The organism is Flavobacterium magnesitis (genome assembly GCF_041729735.1).
GTDB classification, from domain to species: domain Bacteria; phylum Bacteroidota; class Bacteroidia; order Flavobacteriales; family Flavobacteriaceae; genus Flavobacterium; species Flavobacterium magnesitis.
Genome location: NZ_JBCFQK010000001.1, coordinates 423357 through 440602 on the forward strand (window position 1 = coordinate 423357; position 17246 = coordinate 440602).

14 protein-coding genes and 2 tRNA genes are annotated in these 17246 nt (G+C 34.0%); 12 read left to right on the forward strand and 4 right to left on the reverse strand.

Features of this window, described 5'->3' with window-relative positions:
• Nucleotides 1-43: 43 nt before the first annotated feature.
• Complete coding sequence (gene leuC / locus AAGV33_RS01755; protein WP_373390182.1) at nt 44-1438, reverse strand: 3-isopropylmalate dehydratase large subunit; 1395 nt, start codon at nt 1436-1438, stop codon at nt 44-46.
• A gap of 765 nt (nt 1439-2203) precedes the next feature.
• Between leuC and AAGV33_RS01760 the strand changes: the two genes are divergently transcribed.
• The 8 genes from AAGV33_RS01760 to AAGV33_RS01795 all read left to right on the forward strand — a co-directional run bounded on the left by AAGV33_RS01760 (nt 2204) and on the right by AAGV33_RS01795 (nt 11102).
• A complete protein-coding gene (locus tag AAGV33_RS01760) occupies nt 2204-3325 on the forward strand; it encodes a tetratricopeptide repeat protein (RefSeq protein ID WP_373390183.1) in 1122 nt (373 codons plus the stop codon).
• Between the two features lie 180 nt (nt 3326-3505).
• Nucleotides 3506-8044 (forward strand): DNA polymerase III subunit alpha, encoded by a 4539-nt coding sequence (dnaE, locus tag AAGV33_RS01765; RefSeq protein WP_373390184.1) that lies wholly within the window; start codon nt 3506-3508, stop codon nt 8042-8044.
• A gap of 36 nt (nt 8045-8080) precedes the next feature.
• The gene (locus AAGV33_RS01770) at nt 8081-8380 is read left to right on the forward strand and encodes a hypothetical protein (protein WP_373390185.1); all 300 of its coding nucleotides are present in this window, start codon (nt 8081-8083) and stop codon (nt 8378-8380) included.
• Nucleotides 8381-8638: 258 nt separating this feature from the next.
• Nucleotides 8639-8956, forward strand: coding sequence for a thioredoxin (gene trxA, locus AAGV33_RS01775; protein ID WP_373390186.1), 318 nt, complete (start codon nt 8639-8641; stop codon nt 8954-8956).
• 124 nt (nt 8957-9080) lie between these two features.
• Nucleotides 9081-10007 (forward strand): DUF58 domain-containing protein, encoded by a 927-nt coding sequence (locus AAGV33_RS01780; protein WP_373390187.1) that lies wholly within the window; start codon nt 9081-9083, stop codon nt 10005-10007.
• Between the two features lie 86 nt (nt 10008-10093).
• Nucleotides 10094-10167: transfer RNA gene (locus tag AAGV33_RS01785), tRNA-Asp, on the forward strand.
• A 426-nt stretch (nt 10168-10593) separates the two neighbouring features.
• Nucleotides 10594-10667: transfer RNA gene (locus tag AAGV33_RS01790), tRNA-Asp, on the forward strand.
• 195 nt (nt 10668-10862) lie between these two features.
• Nucleotides 10863-11102 carry a GIY-YIG nuclease family protein gene (locus AAGV33_RS01795; RefSeq protein ID WP_373390188.1) on the forward strand — a complete coding sequence of 80 codons (240 nt, stop codon included), beginning with the start codon at nt 10863-10865 and terminating at the stop codon, nt 11100-11102.
• A 394-nt stretch (nt 11103-11496) separates the two neighbouring features.
• Here AAGV33_RS01795 and AAGV33_RS01800 read toward each other — a convergent pair whose 3' ends face one another.
• Nucleotides 11497-11997, reverse strand: a complete 501-nt coding sequence (locus tag AAGV33_RS01800) for a DUF456 domain-containing protein (RefSeq protein WP_373390189.1) — start codon at nt 11995-11997, stop codon at nt 11497-11499.
• A 126-nt stretch (nt 11998-12123) separates the two neighbouring features.
• Between AAGV33_RS01800 and AAGV33_RS01805 the strand changes: the two genes are divergently transcribed.
• Both AAGV33_RS01805 and AAGV33_RS01810 read left to right on the forward strand, forming a co-directional pair.
• On the forward strand, nt 12124-12600 hold the full coding sequence (locus tag AAGV33_RS01805; RefSeq protein ID WP_373390190.1) for a hypothetical protein: 477 nt from the start codon (nt 12124-12126) through the stop codon (nt 12598-12600).
• Entirely contained in the window at nt 12601-13314 is a 714-nt protein-coding gene (locus AAGV33_RS01810; protein WP_373390191.1) for a DUF4184 family protein, read from the forward strand. It abuts the gene before it with no gap.
• Here the strand turns inward: AAGV33_RS01810 and AAGV33_RS01815 are convergent.
• Both AAGV33_RS01815 and AAGV33_RS01820 read right to left on the reverse strand, forming a co-directional pair.
• Entirely contained in the window at nt 13311-14414 is a 1104-nt protein-coding gene (locus AAGV33_RS01815) for a glycosyltransferase family 2 protein (RefSeq protein ID WP_373390192.1), read from the reverse strand. The two genes, AAGV33_RS01810 and AAGV33_RS01815, sit on opposite strands and share 4 nt — an antisense overlap.
• Nucleotides 14414-15358 (reverse strand): hypothetical protein, encoded by a 945-nt coding sequence (locus tag AAGV33_RS01820; RefSeq protein ID WP_373390193.1) that lies wholly within the window; start codon nt 15356-15358, stop codon nt 14414-14416. The genes AAGV33_RS01815 and AAGV33_RS01820 overlap by 1 nt, the downstream gene beginning before the upstream one ends.
• A gap of 129 nt (nt 15359-15487) precedes the next feature.
• On the opposite strand from AAGV33_RS01820, the gene ruvC reads away from it, so the two are divergent.
• Together ruvC and hemW are read left to right on the forward strand one after the other, a co-directional pair.
• A complete protein-coding gene (gene ruvC, locus AAGV33_RS01825; protein WP_373390194.1) occupies nt 15488-16042 on the forward strand; it encodes a crossover junction endodeoxyribonuclease RuvC in 555 nt (184 codons plus the stop codon).
• Nucleotides 16042-17199, forward strand: a complete 1158-nt coding sequence (hemW, locus tag AAGV33_RS01830) for a radical SAM family heme chaperone HemW (RefSeq protein ID WP_373390195.1) — start codon at nt 16042-16044, stop codon at nt 17197-17199. The genes ruvC and hemW overlap by 1 nt, the downstream gene beginning before the upstream one ends.
• Nucleotides 17200-17246 lie beyond the last annotated feature (47 nt).

Sequence of the window (17246 nt, forward strand, 5' to 3'; positions counted from 1 at the left end):
TTTTTAATTCTTTTTTGAAATTGTTATTGAAATTGACATTCAACTACAACAAATCTCTTGGATCAGTTAATTTTCCAGTAACCGCTGCTGCTGCTGCCATAATTGGAGAAGCTAACAATGTTCTTGAACCTGGACCTTGACGACCTTCGAAGTTTCTGTTAGAAGTACTTACTGCATATTTTCCAGCAGGAACTTTGTCATCGTTCATAGCCAAACATGCTGAACAACCTGGCTGACGCAATACAAAACCAGCTTCAGTAAGAATATCTAATAAACCTTCTTCTTTGATTTGTGCTTCTACAACGTGAGAACCTGGAACTAACCAAGCAGTTACGTTATCTGCTTTTTTACGACCTTTTACGATTTCTGTAAAAGCTCTAAAATCTTCTATACGACCATTAGTACAACTTCCTAAGAAAACATAATCAATTGGCTTACCAATCATTACATCATCTTCTTCAAAGCCCATGTAAGCTAATGATTTTTTATAAGTTTCTTCACCACCTTCAACTTGGTTAGCTGCTGGGATATGTTTAGAAATACCAATTCCCATACCTGGATTAGTACCATAAGTAATCATTGGTTCAATATCTTCGGCATTGATGTTTAATTCAGCATCAAATTTAGCACCTTCGTCTGTTTTTAAAGTTTTCCAGTATGCTACTGCTTTTGTCCAAGCTTCTCCTTTTGGAGCATGTAATCTACCTTCTAAATAATCAAATGTTTTTTGATCCGGAGCAATCATACCTCCACGAGCACCCATTTCGATACTTAAGTTACAAACAGTCATACGACCTTCCATTGTCATTTCTTCGAAAACATTCCCTGCGTACTCAGCAAAATAACCTGTTCCTCCAGAAGTAGTTAATTGAGCAATAATATAAAGCGCAACATCTTTTGGTCCAACACCTTTACTTAATTTTCCGTTTACGTTAATACGCATTTTTTTAGGCTTCGGCTGCATGATACATTGAGTAGAAAGAACCATTTCTACTTCAGAAGTACCAATTCCGAAAGCAATAGCACCAAAAGCACCATGAGTAGAAGTATGTGAATCTCCACATACAATTGTAGCACCTGGCAAAGTAATTCCGTTTTCAGGTCCTACTACGTGTACAATTCCATTTTTTTGATGACCTAATCCCCAGTGAGAAATCCCGTATTCTGCTGAGTTATCTTCTAACGCTTGTAATTGATTAGCAGATAATGCGTCTTCAACAGGCAAGTGTTGGTTAATAGTAGGTGTATTGTGATCGGCAGTTGCGAATGTACGTTCAGGATATAATACTGATACGCCTCTTGATTTCAAACCCAAGAAAGCTACTGGACTTGTAACTTCATGAATAAAATGACGATCAATAAAAAACACATCTGGTCCGTCTTCAATTTTACGCACAACATGCGAATCCCATACTTTGTCAAATAATGTCTTGCTCATTTTTTAATTTTTTTTAGTGTATTTCTGTGTTTTGTACTACCCTGTTTTTTAACAAAGTGATAACAAGGACGCAAAAGTATAAAAATGAAATCATGTATTCAATTAATATTATCGATTATATACGATACCCAAACTATATTAATTGGATTGTCAGCTTTTGTTTTGCTTGCTTGTGTTTTAGAGAGTTAGTTTTTTTATTTTAATTTATATTCATAAAGTTATTTTTGTAACAACACAAAAACTGTTTTGTATTTTATGAATTTTCACGAGTTTTGAGTGAATTACGCTATTTTGTTTAACAAATCGTTAAATGTGTGGTTAAAAACAAAAAAATCAATAAGGTTTTATTATAGAAGCCCTTTCTAAAAGTATTTTTTATTTTCAAAAAAAACAAGATGTATTTGCTTTTCACAAGGAGATTATTTTGATATAATATTACGACAACCAAAAAATAAGAAAGTTCAATTGAACGGCTATTTTTTAATGTGTTTTCTAAAAAAAATAGCTAATTAATAGGTTTATCTTCCTAACTCAATGAGTGTTCCATGACTCCAAGAACATTCAGATTAAACTTCATTTTGCTTTCATTTGTTTTAGAAGTGGCATATCTTTGTACTTTAAATAGTTTCATTTTTATCGCCCCAGATTATAAATTAACTTTATAAACAACATTGTTGCTTTCTATAATTTTACAGTAGCAACCTTAAAAATTAATAATTTTCAAAGAGTACTTTATTATACACTTTGAAATACTTCCAGATAATCATGAAAAACTATATCCTCATAGTACTAATAACCTTAAGCACTCTATATCCTTACTATGGGCACGCTCAAGCGAACAAAAACTATAGCACTATAGAAACTAAGAATGTTTTATACTATAAGGTAGAAGAAATTGTCAAGATGACTTTTGGAGGAACTACTACCCGCTACACAGTCTCAAACTTAAATCTTATTAGCAAAGTGAATTTAGGACCTGATAATATTAGAATTATTACTCCTATTTATAAGGATAAAAATTATAAAACAAAAAGTTACTACGTAGAAACCCAAAACTTAAAAAAAGATTCAGAAAAAAATCAAGACCCAACAAATCTTGTAGAAATTAAAATAGAAAATTCTAACATCGTGATTCCTGATAATCCAAAAATGGAAAAAGTTGCATTAGCTATAGCCATAGACAATTTAACCTCACAAAAAAAGGAAGAGAATTACAAAACCAAGAGCTATATTCCCGAAACCAATAGTATAAATAAAACTGCAGTAAGAAATAAAAAACCCGCTAATCTTGTTGAAATAAAAAGCAAAAACGATAATACTAGGGTTTCTAAAAGCCCTAAAAAAGACAGTTTTTTATTAGCTATAAATAATTTAAACAAACAAGAAAAAACTATTAATTACCCTAATAAAGACAACATTTCAAGAATTGATAACTTAGATATAAAATCTGAAAAAGCGCCAAAACTAAAAACTCTTGTTGCAGCAAAAACCGAAAATAAAAACATCAAAATTGCCGAAAATCCAAAAACCAAAAAAACTCCATTAGCGCTACCAACTAATAATCCAATAAAGGAAGGACCAGCTGTTGTAATTACAATGGAACCAATAAAAGAAAAACCAAATTACATATCCATAAATGTTACTGATGTTTACGAACGAGTAGCTCAAAAAGGATACAAATCTGTATATATGTTTAAAGAAATGGCAAATCAGTATTTCTTTAAAAATCAGATGGAAAAAGCCGTAAAATGGTACGAAGAACTCTTTGCAATGAATAGTGAATTGGATCCTATTTATTATTATCGTTTTGGCGAAGCACTAAAAAAGACAGGAAACATACAAAAAGGCAACGCCATGATAGAAAAATTCAACAAATTAGTTGAGTAACTTTCTGTTGTTATTAAAAACGTACACAAAAAAACATAAAGCTGTTTTTTTCTTTCTTTTTTAATCTCCATAAAAGAGTTTTTTTGTTCATAACTTCCCTTTATTTTACTCTAAAAAATAGCTAAATTTGGAATTCAGATTTTTTGATTTCACAAAATTTCAATTCCTTCATTTACAGCTATGTACTTAATATTCGATACCGAAACAACTGGATTGCCAAAAAATTGGAATGCTCCAATAACTGATTCTGATAACTGGCCGCGATGTATCCAAATCGCCTGGCAGTTGCATGATGATATGGGAAATCTCATCGAGCATCAGGATTATTTGGTACAACCCGATGGATTTAATATTCCGTATGATGCCGAGCGTATTCACGGAATTTCAACCGAATTAGCACAAGCCGAAGGAATCCCTTTGAGTGAAGTTTTAGAAAAATTCAATATTGCATTAGGCAAAGCCAAATTTATTGTGGGTCAAAACTTAGGTTTTGATGTCAACATTATGGGCTCCGAATTGTATCGAATGGGAGTTGACTCGCCAATGGCTTCGATGCCAGTTTTAGATACCTGTACTGAAGTTACCGCTTCATTATTAAAATTACCCGGTGGTCGTGGTGGGAAATTCAAGCTACCTACGTTAACTGAATTACACGAATATTTATTCAATGTTCCATTTGCAGAAGCGCACAATGCAACTGCCGATGTGGAGGCAACTACACGTTGTTTTCTGGAATTAATCAGAAAAGAAGTTTTTACCAAAGAAGAACTGGATGTTCCTGCTTCTTATTTTCAAGATTTTCAAAACAAAAATCCGAGAGAAATTCAGCTTATCGGATTAAAACATATCAATTTAAAAGCGGCTTCGGATAAAATCCGTCAGCAACTTCAAAAAACGGAGCCAAACGTTTCACAAACTACGATTTCAGCTGCCGATAAAGAAGATTTTTCGGCGGCGAAGTTTGCGCATTTACACAATCATACGCAATTTTCGGTTTTACAATCCACCATTGGAATTGGACCACTTGTTGCAACTACCGCTAAAAATAAATTTCCAGCAGTTGCAATGACTGACACCGGAAATATGATGGGAGCATTTCATTTTGTGAGCGCAGTAATGAATCACAACAAAGGGGCTTCTGCTAAAAACAAAGCCTTAGTGGAAAGTGGCGAAGAACCAACAGAAACTGAAATAAAACCCATTGTAGGTTGCGAGTTTAACATTTGCGAAAACCATTTGGATAAAACCAAAAAAGACAATGGCTACCAAGTCGTTTTATTGGCAAAAAACAAAAATGGTTATCATAATTTGGCCAAAATGGCTTCGATTGCTTATGTGAGTGGTTTTTATTATGTGCCCAGAATTGACAAAAACATCGTCGAAAAATACAAAGAAGACATCATGGTTCTGTCCGGGAATTTATACGGAGAAATTCCGAGTAAAATCCTAAATGTTGGTGAGAACCAAGCGGAAGAAGCCTTGATTTGGTGGAAAGAACAATTTCAAGATGATTTTTATCTCGAAATCATGCGCCACAATCAGGAAGACGAAAACAGGGTAAACAAAACCCTGATTGAGTTTGCACAAAAACATCAGGTTAAATTAATTGCAACTAACAATACGTATTACGTAAACAAGGAAGATGCGAATGCGCATGATATTTTATTGTGTGTAAAAGACGGCGAAAAACAAGCAACGCCTATTGGGCGGGGTCGCGGCTACCGCTACGGATTGCCTAATCAGGAATATTATTACAAGTCGGAAGAAGAGATGAAAAAACTCTTTTCTGATTTACCCGAAGCCATTATCAATATTCAGGAAATTATAGATAAGGTCGAAATTTACTCGCTTTACCGAGACGTTTTACTTCCAAAATATGATATTCCAGAAGAATTTGTTGTTGCCGAAGATGCCGCCGATGGAGGCGTTCGAGGTGAAAATGCTTATTTGAGGCACTTAACTATGGTAGGTGCAGCTAAAAGATATGGCGAAATTACAGCATCCATTCAGGAACGTTTGGATTTTGAATTATTGACGATTTCCAATTCCGGTTATCCAGGTTATTTCCTGATTGTACAGGATTTCATTGCCGAAGCCCGAAAAATGGATGTTTCAGTTGGACCGGGTCGTGGTTCAGCAGCGGGTTCTGCGGTTGCTTATTGTCTCGGAATTACAAATATTGATCCTATTAAATACGATTTACTTTTTGAGCGTTTCCTGAATCCTGATCGTGTGTCCATGCCCGATATTGATATCGATTTTGACGATGAAGGTCGTGGTCGAGTGATGGATTATGTAATCAAAAAATACGGAGCCAATCAGGTGGCGCAAATTATCACCTATGGTAAAATGGCAACCAAATCGGCGATTCGTGATACAGCACGTGTACTGGATTTGCCACTTTTTGAAGCCGATAGAATTGCGAAATTGATTCCGGCAATGATGCCTGGTAAATGGAACTTGGCGCGTTTCCTTTCAGAATCAGAAGATGAGGTTAAAAAAGCATTAAAAGGTCCTGATGAATTTGAACTTGTAAAACAATTAATCGCCATTGCCAATGAAAGTGATTTGGCTGGAGAAACTATTCAGCAGGCAAAAATTCTGGAAGGTTCGATGCGAAACACAGGAATTCACGCCTGTGGAGTAATCATTACGCCTTCGGATATTACCAATTATGTTCCGGTAACTACCGCCAAAGATTCTGATTTATATGTGACTCAGTTTGACAACTCCGTTGCCGAAAGTGCCGGATTGCTTAAAATGGATTTCTTGGGTCTAAAGACCCTTACTTTGATAAAAGACACTGTTAAGTTAGTCAAATACCGTAACAACATTGACCTCGATCCGGATACTTTCCCAATTGATGATGTTAAGACCTATGAACTGTTCCAACGTGGAGAAACAGTAGGGATATTCCAATATGAGTCGCCCGGAATGCAAAAATACATGAAGGATCTGAAGCCAACGGTTTTTGGAGATTTAATTGCCATGAATGCCTTGTACCGTCCGGGACCTTTGGAATACATTCCTTCTTTCGTTCGAAGAAAAAACGGCGAAGAGGAAATCAAATACGACTTAGACGCTTGTGAAGAATATTTAGGAGAAACTTACGGAATTACGGTTTACCAAGAGCAGGTAATGCTTTTGTCCCAATCGTTAGCCGGATTTACTAAAGGTGAAGCCGACGTTTTACGTAAGGCGATGGGTAAGAAACAAAAGGACGTACTGGATAAAATGAAACCTAAATTTGTCGAACAAGCTTCGGCAAAAGGACATGATGCAAAAATTCTGGAGAAAATCTGGAAAGACTGGGAAGCCTTTGCAAGTTATGCCTTTAACAAATCACACTCTACATGCTACGCCTGGATTGCCTACCAAACTGCTTATTTGAAAGCCCATTATCCAGCAGAATATATGGCAGCGGTACTTTCGAATAACATGAACGATATCAAGCAAGTTTCGTTCTTTATGGAAGAATGCAAACGAATGGGATTACAGGTTTTAGGACCTTGTGTAAATGAATCTTTTTACAAATTTACGGTAAACGATGAGTATGCGGTACGTTTTGGAATGGGCGCCATTAAAGGTGTAGGTTCTGGAGCGGTGGCAACCATTGTTGAAAATAGAAAAAACGGAAAATACAAATCGATTTTTGATTTGGCTAAGCGAATTGACTTGCGAGCAGCCAACAAAAAAGCAATTGAAAACCTAGCTTTGGCTGGTGGTTTTGATGCTTTTGAAGGAACAACAAGAGCACAATATTTTCATGATGAAGGCGATGGAATTACTTTTTATGAAAAAGCCATTCGTTATGGTTCGAAATTCCAGGAAAATGAAAATTCCTCTCAGGTGAGTTTGTTTGGCGAAGCCAGCGAAGTGCAAATTGCCGAGCCTGTCGTTCCGCCTTGTGAAGACTGGAGTACGATGGAAAAGTTAGCCAAAGAAAAAGAAGTGGTTGGAATTTATATTTCGGGTCATCCGCTGGATGATTTTAGATTTGAAATGAAATATTTCTGTAATGCGAAGCTGGAAGCGCTAAAAACCTTAGAAGCTTATGTGGGCAAAACATTGACTTTTGGCGGAATTATCAATAACGTACAACATCGTGTGGCTAAGAATGGTAAAGGATGGGCAATGTTTTCGCTTGAAGGTTATGATGAAAGTTTTGAGTTTCGAATTTTTGGAGAAGAATATCTAAAATTCCGTCATTTCCTGATACAAAACAATTTTACTTTTATGAAAATAACCGTAAAAGAAGGCTGGATGAATCAGGATACTGGAAAAAAAGGAGATCCGAGAATGCAATTTATAGAACTGAAACAATTGCAGGATGTTTTAGAAGCAATGGCAAAAAGACTGATTGTATTGTTGAACATAAAAGATTTACAGCCAGAATTTATTCATAAGCTGAGCCATCTTTTTAACGAAAATAAAGGAGATAATCAAGTAACTTTTGAAGTGATGGAAATAGAAAAAATCAAGAAACTAATAGAAACAACCGCTGTTCTTGAAGAAAATGAAGAAGTAGTTTTTGAAGATGAAAATGAAGATCTGGAAGCTTCGGAAATATCAGAAAACAAAGCGGTTCAGGTTACTGAGGTAGAAGAAGTAAAAGTGGTAACTAAACTGAGTATGGCAAGCAGAAGGTTAAAAATTAAGATTTCGAATGAATTACTACAGGAATTAGAGAAAATGCAAGTGAATTTTAAGTTGAATTAATTATAACTCTTTAATAAAAAAATTACAATAATATTTATGATTATGGATGTAAAAAAGGCACAAGAAAAGATAATATCTTCAATTAAAGAAGAATTATCATTGAAAGACATACTTCAAAAACCTTCTTCGTATAGACATTCTGTATGGTTTATCCCGAGTAAAGCTCGTTTTTTATATGATGATACTTTTAGGAAATATGAGATAATCGAACCGCTTATTGAATCGGGGGAATTAATTTTCAAAGGAATTGAAAATCATCAAGGAGAGAAAATGTTAAGATACACACTTGCTTTGGATGGCAGAAAGGTTCCTTTAAAACTTAATTCTATGGAATGATTTGTTTAAATTTAACTATTAAACCACTAGCCCTGATGGAAGCGGCATCCTTTTATCCTGTACTTGTTTCAGGATCCTGAAACAAGTACAGGATAAAAGATATAGCGGACAGCAGGAATAGCTACTGATAATAATTAACAATACATTAATAGCCAAAACTAATTTTAGAATGGTGTTTTGTTGGTTTTTAATTTCTAAATTTGCATAGTGTTTAAGGAATTAAAGACTCTAAATTTATAAACTTTAAATAAAAAAGATATGGCATTAGCAATAACAGACGCTACTTTTGAAGAAATAGTATTGAAATCAGACAAACCAGTAATGGTAGATTTTTGGGCAGCTTGGTGTGGACCATGTAGAATGGTTGGACCAATCATTGACGAATTGAGTACAGAATACGACGGAAAAGTTGTTGTAGGAAAAGTTGATGTGGATGCAAACCAGGAATTTGCTGCAAAATACGGAGTGAGAAACATACCTACAGTATTGGTTTTTCATAACGGAGAAGTCGTAGGAAAACAAGTAGGAGTTGCTCCGAAACAAACTTACGCAGATAGTTTAGACGCTTTGTTGTAATCGTAAGATTATGATTTATATGAGAAAAAGGTTTGACGAAAGTCAAGCCTTTTTTTTGTGGTTTAAACCAAATTTATTTCGGTTTCTCGATTTAGATTCTGCAATCTTTTAATACATTTGAGAGATGAAGATAGAATCGCAAATAGACAAGATATCGAGTTTTCAACATCTGGAATTGTTGGCTAACCAAGTTGTTGAAGGCTTTATTTCGGGCATGCACAAAAGTCCGTTTCACGGATTTTCGGCAGAATTTGCCGAACATAAAGTGTATAATGTAGGCGAAAGCACCAAGCACATCGACTGGAAACTCTTTGCCAAAACGGATCGGTTGTATACCAAACAATTTGAGGAAGAAACCAATCTGCGTTGTCATATTATTATTGATAATTCTTCGTCAATGCATTTTCCTAAACTAAAAGGAAATCAAAATTTCTACGAAAACAAGATAGGATTCTCGGTTCTAGCTTCGGCTGTTTTAATGAATCTTTTAAAGAAGCAAAGAGATGCTGTGGGACTAAGTGTGTTTTCGGACACTTATGAATACTACGCTCCCGAAAAAGGCAGTGACAGACATCACAGAATGGTATTAAATACTCTTGAAAATCTATTAAAAGAACCTGTAGTTAAGAAAAGCACCGATACTATTACTTTTTTACATCAAATAGCCGAGAAAATTCACCGTCGTTCGATGATTATTTTGTTTACCGATATGTTTCAAACTGGAGATGAAGAACAATTATTGAACGCCTTGCAACATCTAAAACACAACAAACACAAAGTAGTTTTATTTCATGTTTTTGATGGAAAAACCGAATTCAATTTTGATTTTGACAATGCACCCCGAAAATTTATTGACATAGAAACCGCGGAAGAAATCTCAGTTTTTGCCGAGAATGTAAAGGAAGAATATGAAAAACAAGTAGCAATATACTTTAAAAAACTGGCTTTAAGTTGTGCTCAAAATAAAATCAAGTATGTTCCTGTAAACGTAAGAGAAGATTTTGGAAAAATCATCCTCACCTATTTAACTGAAAAACAAAACTTTGGATAATACATCAAAAAAAATATTGTTATTTTTAGCAAAAACACTTGTGTAAACAGAAATCTATTGTATCTTTGCCACCGCAATAAAGCAGAGGTTTGGTAGTTCAGTTGGTTAGAATACATGCCTGTCACGCATGGGGTCGCGGGTTCGAGTCCCGTCCAGACCGCTAATATTGGGAAAGCCTTTCGTAACAGAAAGGCTTTTTTTTCCACTATACGGTATCTAAAGCTAGTTGTGTTGTTAGATCAGCCTAGTTAGCTGATCTCGGTTTAGTAGTTAGACCAATGAAAAGCTTTTCACTTAAATGTGAATGGCTTTTTTGATTTAAAGACGTTTTATTATAAAAATACTTTTTTAAATTCTTCTTGTTAAAAAAAAATCACATTGACCATTTTGTAGTTCACAATAAAGCAGAAGTTCGACAGCTTCATTTCTTAGAATAAATACCTGTTATCTCGTCTTTGGAACGAGACGGATTCGAGTCACATTTTAATTCAATTTTCATAGAAGTAAACTTTAAACTAAATACTTTTTATTTGCACTTGTTTTTAAAGAAAATTATATCGTATATTTGCACTCGCAATAAAGCAGAGGTTTGGTAGTTCAGTTGGTTAGAATACATGCCTGTCACGCATGGGGTCGCGGGTTCGAGTCCCGTCCAGACCGCAAATTTGCAAGAAGCCTTTCTTAACGGAAAGGCTTTTTTATTTTAAACGATTTCCAATTCAATTAGCTGGATTATACCCCCTATAATCTCATCTTTGAAACAAGACCGGATTCAAGTCCTCTCGTTTTAAGAACGAGACAAATTTGCAAGAAGCCTTTCTTAACTGAAAGGCTTTTTTTTTATTATATTGCATTATGTTTTATGTTTATATTTTATACTCCGCAAGTCTTGATGTTTATTACAAAGGCTTTACTTCCAATGTTGAAGGAAGACTAGAATCGCATTTGCTAGGCAAAAGTGAGTTTACATCTAGAGCTATAGATTGGAAATTAGTCTATACAAAAGAGTTTGAAACTAAACAATCCGCTTTAATTGAAGAAAAGCGACTAAAAAAATTAAATAGAACATCAATCCAAAAATTAATACAAGCTTAGAATACACCCCTGTCATCTCGTCTTTCGGACGAGACGGGTTCGAGTCCTCTCGTTTCAAAAACGAGACAAATTTGCAAGAAGCCTTTCTTAACGGAAAGGCTTTTTTATTTTAAACAATTTCTAATCAATTAACTGAAATTATAAAATCACGGATCAATACTAAAAGTTGTGGAGTTAGAAAAAAATTACCGCAGAGAGCGCTAAGTTTTTTACCCTTAGTTTTTATAAAAAGACAAAGTTCGCAAAGCTTTCTATTGACTTAGCTTTGCGAACTTTGTGCTTTTAGGAGCATTCTTAAATGAAAACCTTTGCGCTCTCTGCGGTAAAAAAAAACAATTAGAGAGTGTGTTTTTAGGGATCAGGTTCAAAAGTTTTTATGATAAATTTATTCTAATCAAAACAGAAGTGCTCTGTATTCCCAAACAATGGAAATAAATATTCCAAAGTAAATCACACAAAGCATAAATTGAATAAAACTAGAAGCTAAAATCCCTAAAACCGATCCAGTAGCCGCTTTTAATGCTTGCTCAACATTTTTAGTATCGAAAAACAATTCACCAACTAATGCACCTACAAACGGACCAATTATAAAACCGAAAGGAATTGGAGCTAATAAGCCAATAACAAGTCCAATATTTGTTCCCCAAATCCCAGCTTTACTGCCACCAAATCGCTGAGTTCCTTTGGCTGGCAAAATATAATTGGCAATAGAAAAAACAATAACCACTAACAATGTTATTCCTAAAAGCCAATAATTGACCGGAATTACACTTGTAAAATAAAGCATAACTATCCCTAACCAGCACAAACTAATACCAGGCAACACTGGTAAAAAACTACCTAGAATTCCAATAAACATACACGCTAAACCAAGTACCAGAAGTAGAATATCCATAAATTAATTTTTATTAATTTTGAAAAAATAATTTACAGAAAGTTAGGAAGATTATTTATTTTCCAAAGCATCTCAAAAAAATAATTGTATTTTTATAAAATATTGGTCGAATTCAAAAACAGAACCTTGAAGCACTATTACTTTTTATTACTTTTCATTCTATTCACTTCCTGTCAATACTTCGAAAAACAAGTGCCGTCAGAGAAAGAATTATTGCAAAAGGAATTGAAAGCCATTAACTGGAAAGAGGTCGACGAATATCCTTCGTTTGTAGATTGCGACAAATTAGACGATAAAACAGAGCGTCAACAATGTTTTTTCAACCTTTTAACCCAGCTTATACAGGAAAAATTACAAGTAGATACTCTTTCTGTTTTATATCCGGAACTTGATACAATCGAGGTAAAAGTAACAGTTTTTCCAAATTCAAAAATGAAATTTGAACCGCAGTTTCCCAAAGATTCTGTTGCTTATGACACAATTAAAATAGACAGTATCCTACACGCAAGATTAGTTGATTTCCCAAAAGTAAATCCAGCTCTCAAACAAGGGATTCCTGTAAAAACACAATTTATATTGCCTGTAATTATAAAAATAGAGTAAATGCCTTTTACTTTATCACATCCAGCAATCATTCTGCCTTTCTTAAAAAACAAAAATGTATCGGCAACTGCTTTAATCGTTGGAGCAATGTCTCCAGATTTAGAGTATTTTTTTCGAATGAAAATTCAAAGTGAAATTGGTCATACTTTTTTAGGAATATTTTTGATTGATTTTCCGTTAGGACTTATAACAATAATATTATTTCATGAAATTATAAAAAAGCCTTTAATAGAAAATGCTCCTTATTTTTTCCAAAAAAGACTGAATGATTTAAAAGAATTAAATTGGATTGAATATTTGAAAAACAACATCTTCACTGTATTAATTTCATTCTTTATAGGTACAATTTCTCATATATTTTGGGATTCAATGACACACTGGAATGGTTATTTGGTAGAAAATATTTCTCTTTTAAACATAAAAATATACAACATTCCATTATACAAAATAGGACAACATTTGAGCTCAGTAATTGGCATGTGCTTCATTTTTATTTATTTCTACAAAATGCCTTTCAATGAAGTGAGCGTAAAGAAAATCAATCCCAATTATTGGTATTTGGTATTAGTATTTTCAACAATAGTTATTTTAATGCGCTTCTATTTTGGAACTGAATTCAACAAAATAGGAAACATAATTGTAAGCACTATTTCATCAATAATAATAGCAGCTACATTAGCGGGTTTAATTTTTAGAAATCAAAAAAAGATTTAAAATTGCCTCCCCTTCCATTCGTATTTTCCAAACAACGAATACAAAGCCACACTTACACTAAAAAAAGGATACAATAAGCTACTAAAAACCAAATAGCGTATTTTGTTTTTTGTTAAAAATCGATTAGTCTTATAAATCAAAATGCTATCAATAATAAATTTTATCAACAACAAAATACATAATAGAAAAAAGTTTTCTTTCCCAAACAATAAACCACAAACTACAAACCACAAACTAATATTCCCCGCAAAAACTAGCAATCCTAATAATTTTCCAAAATTACTTTGATAAGAACCCGTTTTTGATGCCCAACGTACTCTTTGGTAAAATAAGGATTTCCAACTATCTAAAGGTTTTGTGGTAACAATAGTATTTCTAGATTTTAAATAATGTACCCTTTCGGTCCCGAAACTTCGGGATTGAATGGCTTTTTGCAACAAAAAAACATCATCACCGCTGGCAATAGTATCATTTCCTTCAAAACCATTGAGAGCTTCAAATAATGATTTAGTGTAAGCGAAATTCGCACCATTACACATAAAAGCCTTTTGGAGTCCAAAACTCCCAATAGTTGCTCCTTGCAAACTTGCCAAATCCAATTGTTGAAAATGATGTAAAAAGGAATTGTTACAATTATAAGTCACCGCTCCAGCAATCATAGCAACTTGATGCGTTTGAATGTAATTATCTAAACTTAAAAGCCAATTCTCAGGAACTACGCAATCAGCATCAGTAGTAATAATCCAATTCGTTTTCACGAAAGGAATAGCGGTTGTAATAGCATCTTTTTTTGGTGAATTTGAAATTCTAATATTATCAATTACTGATATTTGGAATTTAGAATTTATGTTTTGGAATTTATCTGTTGATTCATCATCCACTAAAATCACTTCAAACAAATCCATTGGATAGTTTATTTTCGAAATACTTTCTAAAAGCACTGGTAAATTCTCGGCTTCATTTCGAAAAGGAACTACAATTGTAAACGTAGTTTTTGGCTTTAAGCCAATAGCATCATAGCTTTTTACTTTTGTAAAACCATAAATTAAAAACAAAATAGCTACAAAATAAATGGACAATATGAAGACTAAAAAAAGCATTATGCGATGTTTTTAGTCTTGAAATTCAATACATAATAGCTACCGATAACCACTGGAATTACCACATTAAGAAACCACATCAAAGTGGAGATAAAAACGACAATCCATTCGTTGACACCTAAAATCCCAAAGAAATAAATAGCAACACTGCCTTTTACAGCAAAATCCAAAAACTGAAAAGTAGGCAACGAAGACGCCAAAAAGTAAACGCTAGCTATGGTTGCAATGAGAATCAAGTATGGTAAATGCACATCAAAAGCCAAAAACAAAAAATAATATTGATGCGAAAAAACCAAATAACGAGAAATTCCAAGCAAGATATTTCGTTGGTGAATACGCTTTGGAATTTCATTAATCTTATGAATCAATTTTTCTATTGAATAACCTTTTATATTTATTTTTTTCGAAAAGAACAAAATTCCAAAAAGCAAAAAACAAATTCCAAGCAGCATCAGAACTGCGTTTGGAGTAATCACATCATAAAGTGTGTTGAAATACAACAACCCAAATATTCCAAAAACAACCGTTAAAACCATTTGGATTCCGTTGCAAATCAGGTTCAAAAAAACTACTTTTTTAGCTTCTGATTTATTGAAAAACAGCGCTTTTCCAGCATATTCGCCTACACCATTTGGCGTAAACAATCCTGCAGTTAAAGCGGCAAGTACCTGTTTAGTCGATTCGGCAACTGAGATTTTGCGAATGTATTGCGCTAGATTTTGCCATTTCAAAATTTCGAAATAACGGTTTAAAACACTCAGCAACAAAATAAAACTAATCCCTAAAACCGACTGATTTTTCTGGAACAAAACAATGAATTTTTGCCAATCCAGTTGATCGTTATTCGCTAGCTGATTGTAAATAAAATAAAAGGCGCCAGCTACAATCAAAATTTTGATTAGAAGTACAAGGAATTGCTTAGTTTTGTGAGGAATTGAAATCATAACGAAGAACTATTGCGCAAAGAAACGCAAAGACTCACAGAGTTTCGCTAAGAATTTTAATTTTTTACAATAACAAAAAAACTTCGTGCATCTCTGTGCCAACTTCGTGCAGCTTAGCGAGACAAAACAATGACAAAAGAACGCATCATATTAGGTATTGACCCAGGAACAACCATAATGGGTTTTGGTTTGATACGTGTTATCAATAAAAAAATGGAATTTGTTCAGCTTAACGAATTGCAATTGTCTAAATACGATAATCACTACCAAAAACTAAGACTCATTTTTGAGCGTACCATTGAATTAATTGATACTCATCATCCAGACGAAATTGCCATTGAAGCTCCTTTTTTTGGTAAAAATGTTCAATCGATGCTAAAGCTAGGTCGTGCACAAGGTGTGGCTATGGCAGCCGGGCTTTCCAGAGATATCCCGATTACAGAATATGAACCTAAGAAAATAAAAATGGCGATTACCGGAAACGGAAACGCCAGTAAAGAACAGGTTGCTAAAATGTTGCAACAGCTTTTAGGACTGAAAGAACTTCCTAAAAATCTCGATTCCACCGATGGTTTGGCTGCTGCAGTTTGTCATTTTTTCAACTCAGGAAAAGTGGTAGCGGGCAAAAATTATTCAGGTTGGGATGCTTTTGTGAAACAGAATGAAGAAAGAGTTAAGAAGTAATGTCAGGAATCTACATCCACATACCATTCTGTAAACAAGCGTGTAATTACTGCGACTTTCATTTTTCGACTTCGATGAAAAAGAAGGATGAAATGGTTTTGGCTTTGATTAAAGAAATTTCTCTTCGAAAAAATGAGTTTGAGCTTCTCGACTCCGCTCGAAGTGACAACCAAATTGAGACCATTTATTTTGGAGGAGGAACACCAAGTAGATTGCAAATTGCAGATTTGAGATTGCAGATTGATACGATTTATAACAATTATAAAGTAATCGAAAAGCCTGAAATTACTTTAGAAGCCAATCCTGATGATTTGTCGGAAGACTATTTGATTGAACTTTCAAAAATAGGAATCAACCGTCTATCTATCGGAATACAATCTTTTTTTGAAGATGATTTAAAGTTGATGAATCGTGCGCATAATTCTGCGGAAGCCAAAAAATGTTTGGAAATTGCCACAAAATATTTTGATAACATTTCGTTGGATTTGATCTATGGAGTTCCGGGAATGAGTGACCAAAAATGGAAACAAAATATTGAAACCGCTTTGAGTTTTGGAATCCCGCATATTTCGAGTTATGCTTTGACGGTAGAACCTAAAACAGCTTTGAATAAATTGATTCAAACAGGAAAAATTGCAGAACCAAAAGACGAAGTAGCTTCAGCACATTTTATGATTCTGGTCAAAACACTAGAAGCCAACGGATTTGTTCATTATGAATTATCGAATTTTGGCAAACCTGATTATTTTTCTAAAAACAATTCGGCTTATTGGCTGGGTAAAAAATACATTGGAATTGGTCCTTCAGCACACAGTTATGATGGCATTTCCAGAAGTTGGAATGTAGCCAATAATGCTCTTTATTTGAAATCCATTGCCGACAACAAACTTCCGAATGAAACCGAAATTCTTTCCGTTACTGATCGCTACAACGAATATATTATGACAGGTCTACGAACCATTTGGGGTGTTTCTTTAGACAGAATTCAAAACGAATTTGGACAAGATTATTTGGATTATTTATCAAAACAAGCACAGAAATTCTTAACCGACGATTTGCTTTTTATTGAAAACAACATCTTAAAACCAACTAAAAAAGGAAAGTTTTTGACTGATGGAATTGCATCAGACTTATTTTATCTAAATTTGGAAGAATGAAATTAGCCATGAAGGCACAAAGAAAGCAAATTATGAAACTTTGCGAC

Bases quoted from the DNA above. Each gene is read 5' to 3' on its own strand.
- leuC (WP_373390182.1), bottom strand. From the start codon at position 1,438: ATGAGCAAGACATTATTTGACAAAGTATGGGATTCGCATGTTGTGCGT.
- AAGV33_RS01760 (WP_373390183.1), top strand. From the start codon at position 2,204: ATGAAAAACTATATCCTCATAGTACTAATAACCTTAAGCACTCTATAT.
- dnaE (WP_373390184.1), top strand. From the start codon at position 3,506: ATGTACTTAATATTCGATACCGAAACAACTGGATTGCCAAAAAATTGG.
- AAGV33_RS01770 (WP_373390185.1), top strand. From the start codon at position 8,081: ATGATTATGGATGTAAAAAAGGCACAAGAAAAGATAATATCTTCAATT.
- trxA (WP_373390186.1), top strand. From the start codon at position 8,639: ATGGCATTAGCAATAACAGACGCTACTTTTGAAGAAATAGTATTGAAA.
- AAGV33_RS01780 (WP_373390187.1), top strand. From the start codon at position 9,081: ATGAAGATAGAATCGCAAATAGACAAGATATCGAGTTTTCAACATCTG.
- AAGV33_RS01795 (WP_373390188.1), top strand. From the start codon at position 10,863: ATGTTTTATGTTTATATTTTATACTCCGCAAGTCTTGATGTTTATTAC.
- AAGV33_RS01800 (WP_373390189.1), bottom strand. From the start codon at position 11,997: ATGGATATTCTACTTCTGGTACTTGGTTTAGCGTGTATGTTTATTGGA.
- AAGV33_RS01810 (WP_373390191.1), top strand. From the start codon at position 12,601: ATGCCTTTTACTTTATCACATCCAGCAATCATTCTGCCTTTCTTAAAA.
- AAGV33_RS01815 (WP_373390192.1), bottom strand. From the start codon at position 14,414: ATGCTTTTTTTAGTCTTCATATTGTCCATTTATTTTGTAGCTATTTTG.
- AAGV33_RS01820 (WP_373390193.1), bottom strand. From the start codon at position 15,358: ATGATTTCAATTCCTCACAAAACTAAGCAATTCCTTGTACTTCTAATC.
- ruvC (WP_373390194.1), top strand. From the start codon at position 15,488: ATGACAAAAGAACGCATCATATTAGGTATTGACCCAGGAACAACCATA.
- hemW (WP_373390195.1), top strand. From the start codon at position 16,042: ATGTCAGGAATCTACATCCACATACCATTCTGTAAACAAGCGTGTAAT.